Origin of the sequence: Paraburkholderia oxyphila NBRC 105797, assembly GCF_000685075.1 — a bacterium.
Classification (GTDB): domain Bacteria; phylum Pseudomonadota; class Gammaproteobacteria; order Burkholderiales; family Burkholderiaceae; genus Paraburkholderia; species Paraburkholderia oxyphila.
Map to the genome: position 1 here is coordinate 16,672 of NZ_BAYD01000113.1, position 17,265 is coordinate 33,936.

The window sequence follows — 17,265 nt, forward strand, 5'->3', positions numbered from 1 at the left end:
TTCCTCTTTTCATCCTCAGGAGAACAGAATGTCCGCCTTCGCCGCGCCGCGCGTGTTCGCGCCGGTTCTCACGCCGTTCGATGCCACGCTCGCCGTCGACATCCCGCAATTCGTTGCGTACTGCCGCTGGCTAGTCGGGCAGGGCGCGGGCCTCGCGCTATTCGGCACCAACAGCGAGGCCAATTCGCTGAGCGTGGCCGAGCGGCGCGCCGTGCTCGAGCGCGTGTACGCGGCCGATATCGATCCGGCCCATCTGTTGCCGGGCACGGGCGCATGCGCGTTGCCCGACGCCATCGAGCTGACGCGCCACGCGACGCAGGCAGGCTGCGCCGGCGTGCTGATGCTGCCGCCGTTCTACTACCGGGGCGTGAGCGACGACGGGCTCTTTGCCTACTACTCGGAGGTGATCGAGGCGGTGGGCTCGAACGACTTGCGCGTGCTGCTCTATCACATTCCGCAGCTCTCTGGCGTGCCGATCTCTCACGCGCTCATCGAGCGGCTCGTGGCCGCGTACCCGCGCACCGTCGTGGGGATCAAGGACAGCTCGGGCGACTGGGCGAACACGGCGGGACTGCTAGCGCGCTTTCCGGGCTTCAAGGTGTTTCCCGCTTCGGAGGCGCTGCTGGGCCTCGCGCTGCCGCTGGGCGCGGCAGGGTGCATCTCGGCCACGGCGAACCTGCAGCCCGCCGCGATTGCGGAGGTGCTCGCGGCGGCCACGCTGGACGCGCGCAGCGCTTGCGTCGAGCGGGTCTCGACGATCCGGCTCGCGTTGCAGTCGCTGCCGATGATTCCCGCTTTGAAAGCCGTCGTGGCGCATTACTCGGGGCATGCCGGCTGGGCGCGCGTGCGGCCGCCGCTCGTGCCATACGGGGCGCTCGATGCGCGCGCGCTGCTCGCGCAACTGCGGGCGCTAGGCTTCGCGATGCCCGCGCTCGCGCAGGCGGAGGAGCGATGAGGTCGCGGCGCGTGCCCCCGTGCGGGCTCAGGCGCGCTCGCGCTCGCTGCGCTGGCGCTTCAGGCGCCCGAGCACGACGATCGAGAGCCGCGCGGTGTGGTCGCGCATCGCGTTGTAGGCGCGCTCGGGATTCGAATCGAGGATGGCGGCGACGATCTCGCGGTGCTCGCCGGCCGCCGCCTCGAAGCGCGAGGGCGACGCGGGCTGCGCCGCGCGAAAGCCCGCGAGCCGCTGGCGCTGCACCGCGATGATCGACGCGAGCGACTTGCTCTGCGCGCCCTTGCAGATCAGCTCGTGGAATTCGCGGTTCAGCTGCAGATAGGTGGCTTCGTCGCTGCGCGCGATGGCCGCGTTCATTTCCGTTTCGAGCTCCTCGAGCTGCTTTTTCTCCACGAGGCTCATGCGCTGCGCGCTCAGGCGGCAGCACAGCGCCTCGAGCTCGCACATGGCCTCGAGCATGTCGGCCAGCTCGTCGAGGCTGAATTGCGCCACGACCACGCCCTTGCGCGGCGTGAGCTCGACCATGCCGCGCGCCGCCAGCTCGCGCAGCGCCTCGCGGATGGGCGTGCGCGAGGCGTTCAGGCGCTCGGCCAGCACGGCTTCTTCGAGCTTCTGGCCCGGCTCGAGCGTGCCGTCGATGATTTCGTCGAACAGCAGGCGATAAATCTTGGAGGAGAGCGTCGTCATCGTGTCGGTCGTGGGTTGGGCGCCGCAGCCCGGGAAGCGGCCTGGTGCGGCGCTGGAACATTATGCGCCAGCCGCCAGAGCGGCTCAATCGGGCATGCCGGTCGGCCAGCTGGGCTCCAGTGTACGCGGCGGCGGGAGAATGCCCGCTTGGTGTATACCTGAATACTATTAAAAATACACAATGTCATCATTGTATACGAACAGCAACGATTCGAAGGTCAGCCTGACGATTGAACAAGCGAGGACACAAGTGATCTGGTATGCGATTGCAACGTATGAACGGGATGGCCGCACGGCGGCGGGGATCGTGGTGGACGGCGCGCTGTACGACGCCGAGGCGCTGCTCGCACGCACGGGTGGCGCGAACGTGCCGCTCGACGTCGACACGCTCGTCGCCCACTGGGACGCAACGAGTGCGGCGACGCTGGCGGATCTCGAGCGCGCGGCGCGCGCTGTGGCCGAGGGCACAGCGGGCGTCGCGCCGCAAGCGGGCTACCGGCTGCAGGTGCCGTTCACGCCGCGGCGCATCTTCGCGGCGGCCTCGAACTATTACGAGCACGCGCGCGAAATGGGCACCGAGCTCGCGCCGCGCGAGGAAAGCACGCCTTATATGTTCATGAAGGCCGAAACGAGCGTGGTACCCACGCTCGCCGACGTCGTGATGCCGGCCGAAGCCCAACGCGTGGACTGGGAGGTGGAGCTGGCCGTCGTGATCGGCCGCGGCGGCCGCCACATCGCCGTGGCGGACGCGTTCGAGCACGTCGCGGGCTATACCGTGCTCAACGACGTGAGCGCGCGCGATCTGAACCGCCGCACCGACTATCCGTTCAAACACGACTGGTTTCGCGGCAAGAGTTTCGATACCTTCGGTCCCTTCGGCCCCTGGCTCGTGCCGCGCGCGTGCATTGCCGAGCCGCAGAACCTGCGCATGCGCCTCGCCGTGAACGGCGAGACCATGCAGGACGGCAGCACGTCGGAGATGATCTTCAGCATTGCCGAGCAGATCCACTATCTCTCGTCGATCCTGACGCTGCAGCCCGGCGACGTGATCGCGACGGGCACGCCCACGGGCGTCGGCATGGGCCGCGGCATCTTTCTGAAGCCGGGCGACGTGATGGTGGCGTCGATCGACGGCATCGGCGCGATCGAGAACGCGCTCGTGCGCGCCTGAGGCGCTCGCGAGACAGGGCAGCGGGCCCCCCAAATCGGAGGCAGACATGTTTGAGCGGGTAGGCGCGTGCATGCGCGCGCTGGTGCTGGCGGCGGGACTCCTGGCTGTGTCGGGCGCGCAGGCGGCCGACACGGTGCGCGTGAACCTCGGCTGGCTGCCACAGGGCAGCACGGGCGGCATCCTGCTCGCGCAAGCGCAGGGCTATTACCGCGACGCCGGGCTGGACGTGAGCATCATGCGCGGCTACGGTGGCCAGCGCACGGTCAACGAAGTCGACGAAGGGCTGTTCGAGTTCGGCTACGGCGACCCCGTGAGCGTCACGCTGAACCGCGCGCAGGGTGGCCACGCGGTGCTCGTGGGCGCCGTGAACACGCGCTGGCCGGGCGCGATCTGCTATCTCGAGCGGCCCGGCTTCAAGGTGAGCTCGCCGAAGGATCTCGCGGGGCTCACGCTCGGCGGCGGCGGCGCCTCGGCCGTGCAGAACATCGTGCCGGCATGGCTCAGGCAGAACGGCATGGCGCCTGGCGCCATCAAGCTCGTGCGGCTCGATCCGGCCGTGATCAACACGGCGCTGCTGCAAAAGCGCATCGACCTTTCGGAATGCTGGGAGGGCGCGAGCCTGCCCGTGCAGGCCACGATCGCGCAGCGCGCGGGGCAGCGGCTCGGCAAGCTGCTGTACCGCGACTTCGGCCTGGACATGATGGGCAGCGGCCTCGTGACGACCGATACCTATGTCGCGCAGCATGCGGACGTGGTCAAGCGTTTCGTCGATGCGACCTACCGTGGCTATGCGTTCATGCGCGACCATCCGCAGGCCGCCGCCGACGCGATCGCGAGGCAATATCCGATGCTCGACCGCGCGATCCTGTTGCAGCAGATCGAACAGAGCAACGTGCTGATCGCCGACGACCCCGCGCATCACCGCATGGGCTGGCTGCGGCCCGAGCGCATGGACGCGACCGCGCAGTTCGTCTCGCAGGCATTCGGCCTGAACGGCAAGGTCAAGTCGAGCGACCTCTACACGAACCGCTTCGTGCAATGAACGACAATCGGGCGCGGTGCGCGCGCCCCACAGGAGAGTGGCTATGAACAGCTTGCGTCCCCGGCGCCTCGGACACATGGTGCTGATGGTGCGGGACATTCACCGTTCCGCGCAGTTCTACACCGAGGTATTGGGCCTGAAGGTGTCCGACTGGATCGGCGACCAGATGGTGTTCCTGCGCGCGGGCAGCGATCACCACGACCTCGCGCTGTCTCAGTTGCCCAAGGACAGCCCCGACTTCGACGATCTGCCGCGCTACACGCGCCCGGGCCTCGAGCACTTCTCGTATCTCGTCGAAAGCTACGAGGAGATGGAGCGCTCGGTGCAGGTCCTGCAGTCGCACGGCGTGGAGATCGTGCGCGGGATCGGCCGGCATGGGCCCGGCAACAATCTGTTTCTCGTCTTCAAGGACCCGGACGGCAACAACGTCGAGATCTACTGCGAGATGACGCAGATCGGCGAGCACGATCCGCACGAGCCGCAGGTGTGGGAGCGCACGATCGAATCGTTCGATCAGTACCGGTTCGAGCGCTTCGTCGTGCCGCCGCCGCCGCATCTCGTCGCGCAGAAGGCGGGCGGCGCAGGCAATCCGGCCGAGCCCGCCGCAAGCCAGAAAGCAAGGCAAGAAGCGGCCCGCGACGGCGACGACTGAAACGGAGCGCACAATGAAAAGGCTGATCGAAGTGGTGGCGTTCTGGGTGGCGGTGGGTCTCGTCTGGGAGTTTGGGGTGCGCTGGAGCGGCACGCGCGAGTACATCTTGCCGCCGCTCTCGACGATTTTCGCGGCGGGCTGGGCCATGCGCGCGCAACTGCTGGCCGATACGCTCACCACAGCATGGGAAGTGTTCGCGGGCCTCGCGCTCGCGCTCGCGGGCGGACTCGCGCTGGGCTTGCTCGCGAGCCTCTCGCAGATCGCGCGCCGCACGCTGCTGCCGTTCGTGACCGCGCTGCAGAGCATGCCCAAGATCGCGCTCGCGCCGCTGCTCATCGTCTGGTTCGGCTACGGCTTTGCGTCGAAGCTCGCCGCGGCGGTGCTGTTCGCGTTCTTCCCCGTCGTGATCGCGACGATGGGTGGCCTCGCGAGCGTGCCGCAGCATCTCGACGAGCACCTGCGCGCGCTCGGCGCCTCGCCCGCGCGCACGTTCTGGCATCTGCGCCTGCCGGCCGCGCTGCCCGCGCTGATGGACGGCCTGAAGATCGCGATGCCGCTCGCCGTGATCGGCGCGATCGTCGGCGAATTCATCGGCTCGGAAGACGGTCTCGGGCATTTGATCGTGTTCGCGACGTCGAATGCGCAAACGGCGCTATCGTTCGCGGCAATCCTGGTGGTCACGATGCTTGCGATGGCGTTCTACGGCGCCGTCGATCTCGTGTCGCGTGCGGTCTGGTGGAGAGGAGTCACGGTGTGATGGCACTCGTCAATCTGTTGCGCGCCGGCGAGCGCGCGAGCGCGGCCGATGCCGCGGAGCCCGGCGCGCGCGGTGCGCAAAGTGCGCGCGATGAGCGCGATGAGCACGTAGCGGCGCTCATCGAAGTCCGCCATGCGGGCAAGCACTATGAGGCGCGTGGCGGCGCGCAGGCGTTCAGCGCGCTCGAGGACGTTTCGCTCGAGGTGGGCCAGCGCGAATTCGTCTCGATCCTCGGGCCGAGCGGCTGCGGCAAGAGCACGCTCCTGCGCATGATCGCGGGCCTCGCGCCGTGCGACACGGGCAGCATCTGCGTGGGCGGGCGGCGCGTGAGCGAGCCGGGCGAGGACATTGGCGTCGTGTTCCAGACGAGCAACATGTTGCCGTGGCTCACCGTGGGCGCCAATATCCGGCTCGGCGCGAAACTGCGCAAGCTGCCGCGCGCGCAGGTCGAGGCGCGGCTACCCGCGCTGCTCGACACGCTCGGCCTCGCGCAGTTCGTCGACCGCTATCCGCACGAGCTCTCGGGCGGCATGCGCCAGCGCGCGGCGATCGGCCAGATCCTGCTGCTCGAGCCGCGCGTGATGCTGATGGACGAGCCGTTCGGCGCGCTCGACGCGCTCACGCGCGACCGCCTGAACGTCGAGCTGCTGCGCATCTGGCAGCAGAGCACGCTCACCGTGCTGCTCGTCACGCACAGCATTCACGAGGCCGTTTTCCTCTCGGACCGCGTGCTGGTGATGTCGGCGCGCCCGGGCCACGTGCAGCACGACGTGAAGATCGACCTGCCGCGTCCGCGCCAGCCCGACCAGACGCGCAGCGACCCGCGCTATGGCCGCTACGTGACGGAACTTTCAAAAATGATGGGCGTGTTTTGAGCGCGGCGCGCCCGCGCATACTTGATGTGAATGCCTGCCATGCCAGTGAATCCCCTCAGTGAGCTCTCCCTGATCCGCCGGCTCAAGCTGAGCCAGCTGATGGTGTTCGAGCGGGTGCTCGAAACCGGTTCGGTCGTGCGCGCCGCGAACGAGATGCGGCTCACGCAGCCCGCCGTGACCAAAGTGATACACGAGCTCGAATCGTGTTTCGACGGCGAGCTGTTCTCGCGCTCCAACCGCGGCGTCGTGCCGACCGAACTCGGGTTGCTGCTCGGCCAGCGCGTGAAGTCGCTGATGGCGGAGCTGCGCTACATGACCGACGAGTTGAACGACTTTCGCCTCGGGACGAGCGGGCACGTGATCGTCGGCACGCTCATTTCGGCTTCGGCGCGGCTCTTGCCGCAAGCCATCGCGAAGCTCAAGGCGCGCGCGCCCAACGTGCTCGTCACCGTGCGCGAGGGCACGCCCGCCCATCTGTTTCCCGCGCTCGCCACCGGCGACGTCGATATCGTGGTGGGCCGCCTGCCCGAGCGCGAGCTGCCGATCGCCAGCGCCTTTCCGCTCACGCACGAAGCGCTGTTCGACGAGTCGCTCTGCGCCGTGATGGGCGGCAAGGGCGGCGCGCCGGTGCCCGAGGGCGTCGTGCATCTGGCGGCGCTGGTGGACTTGCCGTGGATCCTGCCCACGCCCGACTCGCCCGCCCGCCTCGCCGCCGAGCATCTGTTCCGCGCGGCCGGGCTGCCGCTGCCGACCGATATCGTCGAGTCGCTCTCGCTGCTCACGAACATCGGCCTGCTGCTGGAGACGCCGCGCATCGCGCTGATGCCGCGCGTGGCCGCGCGCCAGTTCGCGGACGCGGGCCTGTTGCGCATCCTCGATCTGCCGGAGACGGGGGCGTTTGGCACGATCGGCTTTTCGGTGCGCTCGAACAAGGCCCAGAGCGCCGCGTGCCGCGGTTTCATCGAGTGCCTGCGCGAGGCCGCCGCGGGCTGAAGCCCGCGTGGCGCGCCGCGCCGCCCGGTATTCCAGATTGGCATATCGCGCGCCGAATGTTTGATTGTCGCGAGTCGCGCGACTTCCCTAGACTGGTGTGAACACATCAATCGAGCAGGAGGCGTTGTGATTCCAGAAGCGTCCGGCACCGCGCATGCGCCGCGGCTATTGCGACACTATATCGACGGCGAGTTCGTTGCCAGTGCAACGACATTCGACGACTTGAGCCCAGTGGACGGCACGCTCGTCGCACGCGTATGCGAAGCCGACGCGCAGAGCGTCGGGCGCGCGGTAGAGGCGGCGCGCACGGCACAGCGCGCGGGCTGGGGCGAGACCACGCCGGCCCAGCGCGCGGCGTGGCTCACCCGGATCGCCGACGGCATTGAAGCGCGCTTCGAGGACTTCGTCGCGGCGGAAGTGGCCGACACGGGCCGCCCGCTTGCGCAGGCGCGCGCGCTCGACGTGGCGCGCGGCGTCGCGAATTTCCGCACTTTCGCCGAGCTGATCCGCAGCGCGCACAGCGAATGCTTCGAGACGCACACGGCGGACGGCGGCCAGTATCTGAACTACGTCACGCGCAAGCCGCTCGGTGTGGTCGGCATCATCTCGCCGTGGAATCTGCCGCTGTTGCTGCTCACGTGGAAGGTCGCGCCCGCGCTCGCGATGGGCAACTGTGTCGTCGCAAAGCCTTCGGAAGAAACGCCGGGCTCGGCGGCGCTGCTGGCGGAGGTGATCCATGAGGCCGGTCTGCCGCGCGGCGTGTTCAACCTGATCCACGGGCACGGCCCGAACGCGGCCGGCGAGTTCCTCACGCGGCACCCGGGCATTTCGGCGATCACGTTCACGGGCGAATCGCGCACGGGCAGCGCGATCATGAAAGCCGTGGCGGATGGCGTGAAGGAGGTGTCGTTCGAGCTGGGCGGCAAGAACGCGGCCGTCGTGTTCGCCGACGCGGACTTCGATGCGGCCGTGGAGGGCGTCCTCAAGTCGAGCTTCACGAACGCGGGGCAGGTGTGCCTGTGCAGCGAGCGCGTGTACGTCGAGCGGCCGATCTTTGAGCGCTTCGTCGCGGCGCTGAAGGCGCGTACCGAAGCGTTGCGCGTGGGTGCGCCCGACGACCCCGCGACGACGATGGGGCCGCTGATCTCGCGCGGCCATCGCGACAAGGTGCTGTCGTATTTCCGCCTGGCGCTGGAGGAGGGCGCGCAAGTGGTGACGGGCGGCGGCGTGCCGGCATTCGGCGACGCGCGTGATAGCGGCGCATTCGTGCAGCCGACCATCTGGACCGGCCTGCCCGATACGGCGCGCTGCATGCGCGAGGAGGTCTTCGGGCCGGTGTGCCACCTCGCGCCGTTCGATACGGAGGACGAAGTGATTGGCCGCGTAAACGACAGCGCCTATGGGCTCGCGACCAGCGTCTGGACCACGCAGCTCGCGCGCGGGCATCGGGTGGCCAGACGCATCGAGACCGGCATCGTGTGGCTCAACGCGTGGTTCGTGCGCGACCTGCGCACGCCGTTCGGCGGCACGAAGCTCTCGGGGATCGGCCGCGAGGGCGGGCGACATTCGCTCGACTTCTATTCGGAATTGACCAACGTCTGCGTGAGGGTGGCATGAGCGCAATCGACCTGAACGCGGCGCACGCGATCGCGCGCCGGCTGCGCGAAGCCGAGGCGTCCGGCATCCCTTGTGCGCCCGTGCGCGGCGACATCGCGGCACTCGGTGGCGACGCGCTCGCGGCCGCCTATGCGGTTCAGCGCATCAATACCGAACATCGGCTCGCGGCGGGCCGTCGGCTCGTGGGCCGCAAGATCGGGCTGACCTCGAAGGCGGTGCAGGCGCAACTGGGCGTGGCGCAGCCCGACTTCGGCATGCTCTTCGACGACATGGCGATCGCCGACGGCGAACCCATTGCGCTCGCGCGCACGCAGCAGCCGAAGGTGGAAGCCGAGATCGCGCTCGTGCTCGCCCACGATCTGCCGCACGAGCGGCACACGATTGCCGACCTGCTGCGCGCGACGGCCTATGCGTTGCCAGCCATCGAGATCGTGGGCAGCCGGATCGCGGGCTGGGACATCCGTCTCACCGACACCGTGGCGGACAACGCCTCAAGTGGTCTCTTCGTGCTCGGCAACCGGCCCGTGAAGCTCGACGCGTTCGACGCGATCGCCTGCGGCATGGTCCTCGAGCGGCGCGGCGAGCCGGTGAGCGTGGGAGCGGGCGCGGCCTGCCTCGGCAATCCGCTCTACGCGGCGCTCTGGCTCGCCAACACCATGGTGCGCGTGGGCGCGCCGCTCGCGGCGGGCGACATCGTGCTCACGGGGGCGCTCGGGCCCATGGCCGCGGTCGCGCCCGGCGACGTGTTCACCGCGCAGATCGAAGGCCTCGGCAGTGTGAGCGCCTCCTTTACCCTCGAACCGGAATCCGCGTCATGAAAGACAACGACAAGCTGGCGGCCGCCATCATCGGCTCCGGCAATATCGGCACCGACCTGATGATCAAGGTGCTGCGTCACGGCAAGCATTTGCGCATGGGCGCGATGGTCGGCATCGACGCGGCCTCGGATGGCCTCGCGCGCGCCGCGCGCCTGGGCGTGCCGGTCACGGCGCAAGGCATCGAAGGGCTCGTGGCGATGCCCGAGTTCGAGGACATCCGCATTGCCTTCGATGCGACCTCGGCCGGCGCGCACGCGCACCATGCGCAAGTGCTGCGCCGCCATGGCGTGCGCGTGATCGACCTGACGCCCGCCGCCACCGGGCCGTTCGTGGTGCCGGTGGTGAACCTGTTCGAGCATCTGGACGCGCCGGACATCAACATGGTCACATGCGGCGGCCAGGCGACGATTCCCGTCGTCCACGCCATCTCGCGCGTGGCGCCGGTGCACTACGCCGAGATCGTCGCGTCGATCGCGAGCCGCTCGGCGGGACCGGGCACGCGCGCGAACATCGACGAATTCACGCAGACGACCGCGCGTGCGCTCGAGACCGTGGGCGGCGCCGCGCGCGGCAAGGCGATCATCGTGCTCAATCCGGCCGAGCCGCCGCTCATGATGCGCGACACCATCTACTGCCTGACCGACGAAGACGCCGACACTGGCGCCATCGAGCGCTCGGTGCGCGCGATGGTGGCCGCCGTGGCGAGCTATGTGCCCGGCTACCGGCTCAAGCAGGCCGTGCAGTTCGACCGGGTGCAACTCGATCAGCGGCTGTTCGGCCAGGGCAAGGAGGCGAACTCGCCGGAGACCCGCGCGAACGGGCGCCGCGCGGGCCTGAAGGTGAGCGTCTTCATCGAAGTGGAGGGCTCGGCGCATTACTTGCCCGGCTACGCGGGCAATCTCGACATCATGACCTCGGCGGCGCTGGCCGCCGCGGAGCAGATCGCGGCAAGCCGCGTGGCGGCATGAAGGGGACGACGGCCATGACCGGAAACACGAAGAAGATTTATATCTCGGACGTGACGCTGCGCGACGGCATGCACGCGATCCGCCATCAGTATTCGCTCGACCAGGCGGTCGCGATCGCACGCGCGCTCGACGCGGCGGGTGTGGACAGCATCGAGGTCGCGCACGGCGACGGTCTTGCGGGATCGAGCTTCAACTACGGCTTCGGCGCGCATACCGACCTCGAATGGATCGAGGCCGTTGCGGGGGCGGTCGAGCACGCCCGCGTGGCGACGCTGCTGCTGCCCGGCATCGGCACCGTGCACGACTTGCGCGCCGCCTGGGACGCGGGCGCGCGCACCGTGCGCATCGCGACGCATTGCACCGAGGCCGACGTCGCGAAGCAGCACATCGAGTACGCGCGCGAGCTCGGCATGGACACCGTAGGATTCCTGATGATGTCGCACATGACAACACCCGTGGCGCTCGCCGCACAGGCGAAGCTCATGGAGAGCTATGGCGCGCAATGCGTCTATGTCGTGGATTCGGGCGGCGCGCTCAATATGCGCGAAGTGGCGGCGCGCTTCGATGCGATGAAGGCCGTGCTCGACCCCGCGACGCAAACGGGCATGCATGCGCATCACAATCTCTCGCTGGGCGTGGCGAATTCGATCGTCGCGCTCGAACACGGCTGCGACCGCATCGATGCGTCGCTCACGGGCATGGGGGCGGGTGCGGGCAATGCGCCGCTCGAAGTGTTCGTGGCGGCGGTGGACCGCATGAAGCTCGATCACGGCTGCGACGTGAAGCGGCTCATCGATGCGTCCGACGACATCGTGCGCCCCTTGCAGGAGCGGCCCGTGCGCGTGGACCGCGAGACGCTCGCGCTCGGCTATGCGGGCGTCTATTCGAGCTTCCTGCGCCATGCCGAAGCGGCGGCCGCGAAGCACGGGCTCACGGCGTTCGAGATCCTGGTCGAGCTCGGCCGCCGCCGGATGGTTGGCGGCCAGGAGGACATGATCGTCGACGTCGCGCTCGACCTCGTGCGCGCGCGTGATGCCGCGAAGGAGGCGGCATGAGCGATCTCGATGCCATGGCCGCCCGGCTCGACACCGCCGCGCGCGACGCCGCGCCGATTGCGCAGCTTGCCGAGTTCACACCGGGCGCGAGACTCTCGCTCGACGAAGCGTACGTGGTGCAGCGCGCGTCGATCGAGCGGCGCATCGATCGCGGCGAGATCGCGGTGGGGGTGAAGCTCGGCTTCACGAGCCGCGCGAAGATGCTCCAGATGGGCGTGGACAGCCTGATCTGGGGCTGGCTCACCGATGCGATGCTCGAGGAGGACGGCGGCCGCGTCGCGCTCGAGCGCTTCATCCACCCGCGTGTGGAGCCCGAGGTGTGCTTCCTCACGAGCCGCGACATCGACCGGCCGCTCACGCTGCTCGAAGCCGCGCAGTATCTGGATGCCGTAGCGCCGGCGCTGGAGATCATCGATTCGCGCTACCGCGATTTCAAGTTCTCGCTCGAAGACGTGGTGGCCGACAACTGCTCCTCGGCGGGGCTCACGATCGGTCCGTGGACGCGCCGCTTCGACACGCTTGCCAACGCGGGCGTGCTGATGCGCATGAACGGCCGCGTCGTGCAAACGGGCTCCACGGCCGCGATCCTTGGCCACCCGCTGCGTTCGGTCGTGCAAGCCTCGCGCCTCGTCGCGCAAAGCGGGCTGGTGCTGCCGGCCGGCTCGCTGATCATGGCGGGCGCCGCCACGGCCGCGCATGCGCTGGCGCCCGATACCCACGTGCACTGCCTCGTCAACGGACTCGGCAGCACCGAATTCACCACTGCATCCACGAACCACAGACTCTCATGATGAACCAACCGACTCCCCAGGCGCGCGTGGTGCCCGGCAAGGCCAAACCGCGCGGCCGCTTCCCGCACATCACGCGCGCCGGCGACTTCCTGTTCGTCTCGGGCACGAGCGCGCGGCGGCCCGACAACAGCATCGCGGGCGCCGCCGCCGACGAGCTCGGCGCCGTGACGCTCGACATCCGCGCGCAAACGCGCGCCGTGATCGAGAACATCCGCGACATTCTTCGCAGCGAGGGCGCGGACCTGTCGAACCTCGTCGAGATCTCGTCGTTCCTCGTCAGCATGAACGACTTCCTCGGCTACAACGAGATCTATGGCGAGTACTTCGACGAGACCGGGCCCACGCGCACGACCGTGGCCGTGCATCAGCTACCGCATCCGCATCTGCTGATCGAGATGAAAGCGGTGGCGTACGCGCCGAACCGATAAACCCCAGCCGCGTGGAGCGAGGCAGACATGTTGACTTACGGCAGACCGTTCAACTTCCCGCGCTGGATCGACGAGCATGCGCATCTGCTCAAACCGCCCGTCGGTAACCAGCAGGTATGGCAGGACAGCGACTTCATCGTGACCGTAGTGGGCGGGCCGAATCAACGCAGCGACTATCACGACGATCCGCACGAGGAGTTCTTCTACCAGTTGCGCGGCAACGCGTATCTGAACCTGTGGATCGATGGACGCAAGGAGCGCGTCGACCTGCGCGAGGGCGACGTGTTCCTGCTGCCGCCGCACGTCCGGCATTCGCCGCAGCGGCCCGAGGCCGGCAGCGCATGCCTCGTGATCGAACGGCAACGCGCGCCGGGCGTGGTGGACGGCTTCGAGTGGTACTGCGACGCCTGCGGCCACCTCGTGCATCGCGTGGAGGTGCATCTCAAGAGCATCGTGAACGACCTGCCGCCGCTCTTCGAGGCGTTCTACGCCAGCGAGGCGCAGCGCCGCTGCCCGCAGTGCGGCCAGATCCATCCGGGCAAGGCCGGGTGACCGGCAACCGGCGATCCCCCTGGGCGCCGCCACAAGGGCCGCCGAAGCGTTCCAACCGATCAACAGACAATGACACTTCGAATCGACATGCACTCGCACTTCTTCCCGCCCGTGACGCGGGAAGAGGCCGCTGCCCTCGATGCTCAGCACGCGCCGTGGCTGCGCATCGACGCGGACGGCGAGCACGGCACCATCATGACCGGCGAGCGCGCCTTCCGCCCCGTGCATCGCCCCTTGTGGGACCCGGCGGCGCGGCTCGCGGAGCTGGACGCGCTGGGCGTGGACCAGCAACTGATCTGCGCGACGCCCGTGATGTTCGGCTACCGCCACGACGCGGCCCGCGCGCATGAGTGGGCGGCGCGCATGAACGACCGCGCGCTCGAACTCTGCGCCCACGCACCGGCACGCCTGCAGGCACTCGCCCAGGTGCCGCTGCAGGACGTCGACCTCGCGTGCCGCGAAGCGACGCGCGCGTGCCGCGCGGGCCACCGCGGCGTGCAGATCGGCAATCACTTGGGGCCGCGCGATCTGGACGACGCCCACCTCGTGACCTTCCTCACGCATTGCGCCAACGACGGGATTCCCGTGCTCGTGCATCCGTGGGACATGATGACCGACGGCCGCATGAAGAAGTGGATGCTGCCCTGGCTAGTCGCGATGCCGGCGGAGACGCAGTTGAGCATCGTCTCGCTGATTCTCTCGGGCGCGTTCGAACGCATTCCGAAGACGCTGAAGCTGTGCTTTGCGCATGGCGGCGGCAGCTTCACGTTCCTGCTCGGGCGCGTGCAGAACGCGTGGGAGCAGCGCGACATCGTGCGCGAGGATTGCCCGCATCCGCCCATCTCCTACCTCGAACGCTTCCACGTGGACAGCGCGGTCTTCGACCCGCGCGCGCTGCAACTGCTCGTGGACACGATGGGGGAGGAGCGCGTGATGCTGGGCTCCGATTACCCGTTTCCGCTTGGCGAGCAAAAGATCGGCGACCTGGTGGCGGAGCATCCCACACTCACGGCGAGCGCCAAGGCCAAGATCCTCGGCGGCAATGCGCAACGTTTCTTCGGCTTGACGGAGCCGGCCGCAGCAAAGACGCCTTGAAACCGGAGGCGCGGTGTCCGTACTCATCCAGCCACTCATGCAATATATATTGGAATCCTGAGCAAATGATCACACGGGAACAGTGCGCCGCGCTAGACGCGGCCGACCCTCTCGCGCATTGCCGCGCACGCTTTAACCTGCCGGCCGATACGATCTACCTCGACGGCAACTCGCTCGGCGCGATGCCCGCGAACGTGCCCGCGCGCATGAAAACCGCGCTCGAGGATGAATGGGCGCACGGCCTGATCCGCTCGTGGAACGACGCCGACTGGTACCCGGCGCCCCAGCGTACCGGCAACAAGATTGCAAAGCTGATTGGCGCGGGACCCGGCGAAGTCATCGTGGCCGATTCGACCTCGGTGAATCTGTTCAAGGTGCTGGTGGCCGCGACGCGCATGCGGGCGGAGCGCCGCGTGATACTCGCCGAACGCACGAACTTCCCGACCGACGTCTATATGGCGTCGAGCGTCGCGCAAATGACAGGATGCGAGCTGCGCTGCGTCGACCCAGAGGAGGTGATGTCCAGCATCGACGACTCGGTGGCGGTCGTCTCGCTCACGCACGTGAACTACAAGAGCGGCAAGCGCTACGACATGGAGGCGGTGACGCGCAAGGCGCACGAAGCGGGCGCACTGATCGTCTGGGACCTGTGCCACTCGGCCGGCGCCATGCCCGTGCATCTGAACGGTTGCGAGGCGGACTTCGCCGTGGGCTGCGGCTACAAATATCTGAACGGCGGCCCCGGCGCGCCTGCGTACGTGTTCGTCGCTAGGCGTCATCTGGCGGACCTGAATCAGCCTCTCACCGGCTGGCACGGCCATGCGAAACCGTTCGAGTTCACCCACGACTACGCGCCGCACGCGGGCATCGACCGCATGCTCACGGGCACCGCGCCGCAACTGGGCGTGATTGCGCTGGAGGCCGCGCTCGAGGCGTTCGAAGGCGTCGACCTCGAGGTGTTGCGCGCCAAGAGCGTGGCGCTTGGCAACCTGATGATCGAACTGGCCGACCAGCACCTCGCGGGACTCGGCTGCACGCTCGCCTCACCGCGCGACGTCGGCCAGCGCGGCAGCCAGGTCTCGCTCGCGCACGCGGAGGGCTACGCGGTCATGCAGGCGCTCATCGCGCGCAAGGTGATTGGCGACTTCCGCGCGCCGAACATTCTGCGCTTCGGCTTCGCGCCGCTTTACGTGCGCTACGTCGACATCTGGGACACGGTCTCGGCGCTCAAGGACATTCTCGAAACACGCGCCTGGGATAACGAAGCATTTCATGCACGTAAATCGGTGACCTGACCCATCCACGGCAGGACGACAGAGGAGACACATGATGACGCAACATAGGGGCTTCGACGCGATCGTCGAGCGTGAGAAGGGCTTGCGGCGCGGCCTGTCGACGGCGCAGCTTTCGATGATCGCCATTGGCGGGGCCATTGGCACCGGGCTCTTTCTCGGCAGCGGCTTCGCCATTGGCTTCGCGGGCCCGAGCGTGCTCGTGAGCTATGCGATTGGGGCGCTGATCGCGCTGTTGCTGATGGGGTGTCTGGCCGAGATGACGGTCGCGCATCCCACATCGGGCTCGTTCGGCGCTTACGCCGAGCACTATATCGGGCCATTGGCCGGGTTTCTGGTGCGTTATGCGTACTGGTCGTCGATCGTATTTGCCGTGGGCACGGAAGTCACTGCGATCGCGGTCTACATGAAGTACTGGTTTCCCGCGATCCCGGGCTGGTACTGGATCGTGGGCTTCTCGGCGGCGCTCATCGGCGTCAACATCGTGAGCGTGAAGGTGTTCGGCGCCGTCGAATATCTGTTCTCGATGCTCAAGATTGCTGCCATCGTGGCGTTCATCGTGCTCGGGGCCTGGGTGGTGTTCGGCGCGCCGGCCGGCTCGGGTATTGGGTTCGCTAACTACACCTCGCACGGCGGGTTCTTTCCGAAGGGTGTGTGGGGCATGTGGGTGGCGGTGATCGTCTCGATTTTCAGCTATCTGAGCATTGAGATGATTGCTGTGGCGGCGGGGGAGGCGCAGGATCCGCACCGGGCGGTTACGCGCGCGTTTCGGGCGACTATGCTGCGGCTCGTGTTCTTTTATTTGCTGACGCTTGCGCTGATGCTTGCGATCGTGCCGTGGACGGCTGCGGGCGCTAATGAAAGCCCGTTCGTGAAAGTGATGGCGGCTACGCATGTGCCGGGTGCGGCTGGCGTGATCAACTTCGTGATTCTCGTGGCGGCGCTTTCGGCCATGAACAGCCAGCTCTATATCACGACGCGGATGATGTTCAGTCTGTCGCGGGCGGGTTATGCGCCTGCTCGATTCGGCCAGCTTGGCGCGAATGGGGTGCCGGTGGCGGCGTTGTTGCTCTCGGCTATTGGTATCGCGCTTGCGACGGTGCTCAATGTGATTTATCCCGATGCGTCGTTCATGTTGATGATGTCTGTTTCGATGTTTGGTGCCATGTTTACCTGGCTCATGATCTTTGTGACGCATCTGTTTTTTCGGCGAAAGATTGGCGCGCGGGCGCTTGCATTTCGGATGTGGGGGTATCCGGGTACCTCGGTTGCTGGTGCGGTGCTTATGGGGGCAGCGTTGGTTACGACGGTTTTTACTCGGGAGTTTCGGATGACTTTGATGTGTGGAGTGCCGTTTCTTTTGGTGCTGGCGGTTGTCTATAGGGTTTGGTATCGCGGGCGCGCGTTAGGTGCTCAGAGCGCTGGTGCCCAGGGCGAGGCTGCGCAGGGCGAGGCTGCCCAGGCGTCTGGGAATTGAACGGGCACTCGGCTCGCTTGCTGATGTTGTTTGGCCTTAA

18 protein-coding genes are annotated in these 17,265 nt (G+C 67.6%); 17 read left to right on the forward strand and 1 reads right to left on the reverse strand.

Translation table 11 applies throughout. From position 1 onward, the window contains the following. Nucleotides 1-28 precede the first annotated feature (28 nt). A complete protein-coding gene (locus tag BO1_RS40110) occupies nt 29-955 on the forward strand; it encodes a dihydrodipicolinate synthase family protein (RefSeq protein WP_028222385.1) in 927 nt (308 codons plus the stop codon). Between the two features lie 27 nt (nt 956-982). Here BO1_RS40110 and BO1_RS40115 read toward each other — a convergent pair whose 3' ends face one another. Continuing rightward, entirely contained in the window at nt 983-1,642 is a 660-nt protein-coding gene (locus BO1_RS40115; RefSeq protein WP_028222386.1) for a GntR family transcriptional regulator, read from the reverse strand. A 250-nt stretch (nt 1,643-1,892) separates the two neighbouring features. Between BO1_RS40115 and BO1_RS40120 the strand changes: the two genes are divergently transcribed. The 16 genes from BO1_RS40120 (at nt 1,893) to BO1_RS54790 (ending at nt 17,225) form a co-directional block, all read left to right on the forward strand. Continuing rightward, a complete protein-coding gene (locus BO1_RS40120; RefSeq protein ID WP_028222387.1) occupies nt 1,893-2,813 on the forward strand; it encodes a fumarylacetoacetate hydrolase family protein in 921 nt (306 codons plus the stop codon). 46 nt (nt 2,814-2,859) lie between these two features. Further along, nucleotides 2,860-3,855, forward strand: a complete 996-nt coding sequence (locus BO1_RS40125; RefSeq protein ID WP_028222388.1) for an ABC transporter substrate-binding protein — start codon at nt 2,860-2,862, stop codon at nt 3,853-3,855. A gap of 43 nt (nt 3,856-3,898) precedes the next feature. Then, nucleotides 3,899-4,507 carry a VOC family protein gene (locus BO1_RS40130; RefSeq protein WP_028222389.1) on the forward strand — a complete coding sequence of 203 codons (609 nt, stop codon included), beginning with the start codon at nt 3,899-3,901 and terminating at the stop codon, nt 4,505-4,507. Between the two features lie 13 nt (nt 4,508-4,520). After that, nucleotides 4,521-5,264 (forward strand): ABC transporter permease, encoded by a 744-nt coding sequence (locus tag BO1_RS40135; RefSeq protein ID WP_028222390.1) that lies wholly within the window; start codon nt 4,521-4,523, stop codon nt 5,262-5,264. Further along, nucleotides 5,264-6,139, forward strand: coding sequence for an ABC transporter ATP-binding protein (locus tag BO1_RS40140; RefSeq protein ID WP_084688645.1), 876 nt, complete (start codon nt 5,264-5,266; stop codon nt 6,137-6,139). Before BO1_RS40135 ends, BO1_RS40140 begins: the two co-directional genes overlap by 1 nt. Nucleotides 6,140-6,178: 39 nt before the next feature. Continuing rightward, nucleotides 6,179-7,132, forward strand: a complete 954-nt coding sequence (locus BO1_RS40145) for a LysR family transcriptional regulator (protein WP_028222392.1) — start codon at nt 6,179-6,181, stop codon at nt 7,130-7,132. Nucleotides 7,133-7,258: 126 nt separating this feature from the next. After that, nucleotides 7,259-8,749, forward strand: a complete 1,491-nt coding sequence (locus BO1_RS40150) for a 2-hydroxymuconic semialdehyde dehydrogenase (protein ID WP_028222393.1) — start codon at nt 7,259-7,261, stop codon at nt 8,747-8,749. Continuing rightward, nucleotides 8,746-9,567: a 2-keto-4-pentenoate hydratase gene (locus tag BO1_RS40155; RefSeq protein ID WP_043288648.1), complete on the forward strand. Its 822-nt coding sequence runs from the start codon at nt 8,746-8,748 to the stop codon at nt 9,565-9,567. The genes BO1_RS40150 and BO1_RS40155 overlap by 4 nt, the downstream gene beginning before the upstream one ends. Beyond that, nucleotides 9,564-10,535, forward strand: a complete 972-nt coding sequence (locus BO1_RS40160; protein ID WP_028222395.1) for an acetaldehyde dehydrogenase (acetylating) — start codon at nt 9,564-9,566, stop codon at nt 10,533-10,535. The genes BO1_RS40155 and BO1_RS40160 overlap by 4 nt, the downstream gene beginning before the upstream one ends. A 14-nt stretch (nt 10,536-10,549) precedes the next feature. Continuing rightward, entirely contained in the window at nt 10,550-11,590 is a 1,041-nt protein-coding gene (dmpG, locus tag BO1_RS40165; RefSeq protein ID WP_028222396.1) for a 4-hydroxy-2-oxovalerate aldolase, read from the forward strand. After that, nucleotides 11,587-12,381, forward strand: a complete 795-nt coding sequence (locus BO1_RS40170; RefSeq protein WP_028222397.1) for a 2-keto-4-pentenoate hydratase — start codon at nt 11,587-11,589, stop codon at nt 12,379-12,381. Before dmpG ends, BO1_RS40170 begins: the two co-directional genes overlap by 4 nt. Continuing rightward, the gene (locus tag BO1_RS40175) at nt 12,378-12,809 is read left to right on the forward strand and encodes a RidA family protein (protein ID WP_407670065.1); all 432 of its coding nucleotides are present in this window, start codon (nt 12,378-12,380) and stop codon (nt 12,807-12,809) included. The genes BO1_RS40170 and BO1_RS40175 overlap by 4 nt, the downstream gene beginning before the upstream one ends. 27 nt (nt 12,810-12,836) lie before the next feature. Beyond that, complete coding sequence (locus BO1_RS40180; RefSeq protein WP_028222399.1) at nt 12,837-13,361, forward strand: 3-hydroxyanthranilate 3,4-dioxygenase; 525 nt, start codon at nt 12,837-12,839, stop codon at nt 13,359-13,361. A gap of 69 nt (nt 13,362-13,430) precedes the next feature. Further along, a complete protein-coding gene (locus BO1_RS40185; RefSeq protein WP_028222400.1) occupies nt 13,431-14,456 on the forward strand; it encodes an amidohydrolase family protein in 1,026 nt (341 codons plus the stop codon). Between the two features lie 65 nt (nt 14,457-14,521). Then, a complete protein-coding gene (gene kynU, locus BO1_RS40190) occupies nt 14,522-15,751 on the forward strand; it encodes a kynureninase (RefSeq protein ID WP_028222401.1) in 1,230 nt (409 codons plus the stop codon). A gap of 31 nt (nt 15,752-15,782) precedes the next feature. Next, a complete protein-coding gene (locus BO1_RS54790; RefSeq protein WP_043288650.1) occupies nt 15,783-17,225 on the forward strand; it encodes an amino acid permease in 1,443 nt (480 codons plus the stop codon). Nucleotides 17,226-17,265: the final 40 nt, after the last annotated feature.

Bases quoted from the DNA above. Each gene is read 5' to 3' on its own strand.
- BO1_RS40155 (WP_043288648.1), top strand. From the start codon at position 8,746: ATGAGCGCAATCGACCTGAACGCGGCGCACGCGATCGCGCGCCGGCTG.
- BO1_RS40180 (WP_028222399.1), top strand. From the start codon at position 12,837: ATGTTGACTTACGGCAGACCGTTCAACTTCCCGCGCTGGATCGACGAG.
- BO1_RS40175 (WP_407670065.1), top strand. From the start codon at position 12,378: ATGATGAACCAACCGACTCCCCAGGCGCGCGTGGTGCCCGGCAAGGCC.
- BO1_RS40160 (WP_028222395.1), top strand. From the start codon at position 9,564: ATGAAAGACAACGACAAGCTGGCGGCCGCCATCATCGGCTCCGGCAAT.
- BO1_RS40185 (WP_028222400.1), top strand. From the start codon at position 13,431: ATGACACTTCGAATCGACATGCACTCGCACTTCTTCCCGCCCGTGACG.
- BO1_RS40130 (WP_028222389.1), top strand. From the start codon at position 3,899: ATGAACAGCTTGCGTCCCCGGCGCCTCGGACACATGGTGCTGATGGTG.
- BO1_RS40135 (WP_028222390.1), top strand. From the start codon at position 4,521: ATGAAAAGGCTGATCGAAGTGGTGGCGTTCTGGGTGGCGGTGGGTCTC.
- BO1_RS40125 (WP_028222388.1), top strand. From the start codon at position 2,860: ATGTTTGAGCGGGTAGGCGCGTGCATGCGCGCGCTGGTGCTGGCGGCG.
- BO1_RS54790 (WP_043288650.1), top strand. From the start codon at position 15,783: ATGATGACGCAACATAGGGGCTTCGACGCGATCGTCGAGCGTGAGAAG.
- dmpG (WP_028222396.1), top strand. From the start codon at position 10,550: ATGACCGGAAACACGAAGAAGATTTATATCTCGGACGTGACGCTGCGC.
- BO1_RS40115 (WP_028222386.1), bottom strand. From the start codon at position 1,642: ATGACGACGCTCTCCTCCAAGATTTATCGCCTGCTGTTCGACGAAATC.
- BO1_RS40170 (WP_028222397.1), top strand. From the start codon at position 11,587: ATGAGCGATCTCGATGCCATGGCCGCCCGGCTCGACACCGCCGCGCGC.
- BO1_RS40140 (WP_084688645.1), top strand. From the start codon at position 5,264: ATGGCACTCGTCAATCTGTTGCGCGCCGGCGAGCGCGCGAGCGCGGCC.
- kynU (WP_028222401.1), top strand. From the start codon at position 14,522: ATGATCACACGGGAACAGTGCGCCGCGCTAGACGCGGCCGACCCTCTC.
- BO1_RS40110 (WP_028222385.1), top strand. From the start codon at position 29: ATGTCCGCCTTCGCCGCGCCGCGCGTGTTCGCGCCGGTTCTCACGCCG.
- BO1_RS40145 (WP_028222392.1), top strand. From the start codon at position 6,179: ATGCCAGTGAATCCCCTCAGTGAGCTCTCCCTGATCCGCCGGCTCAAG.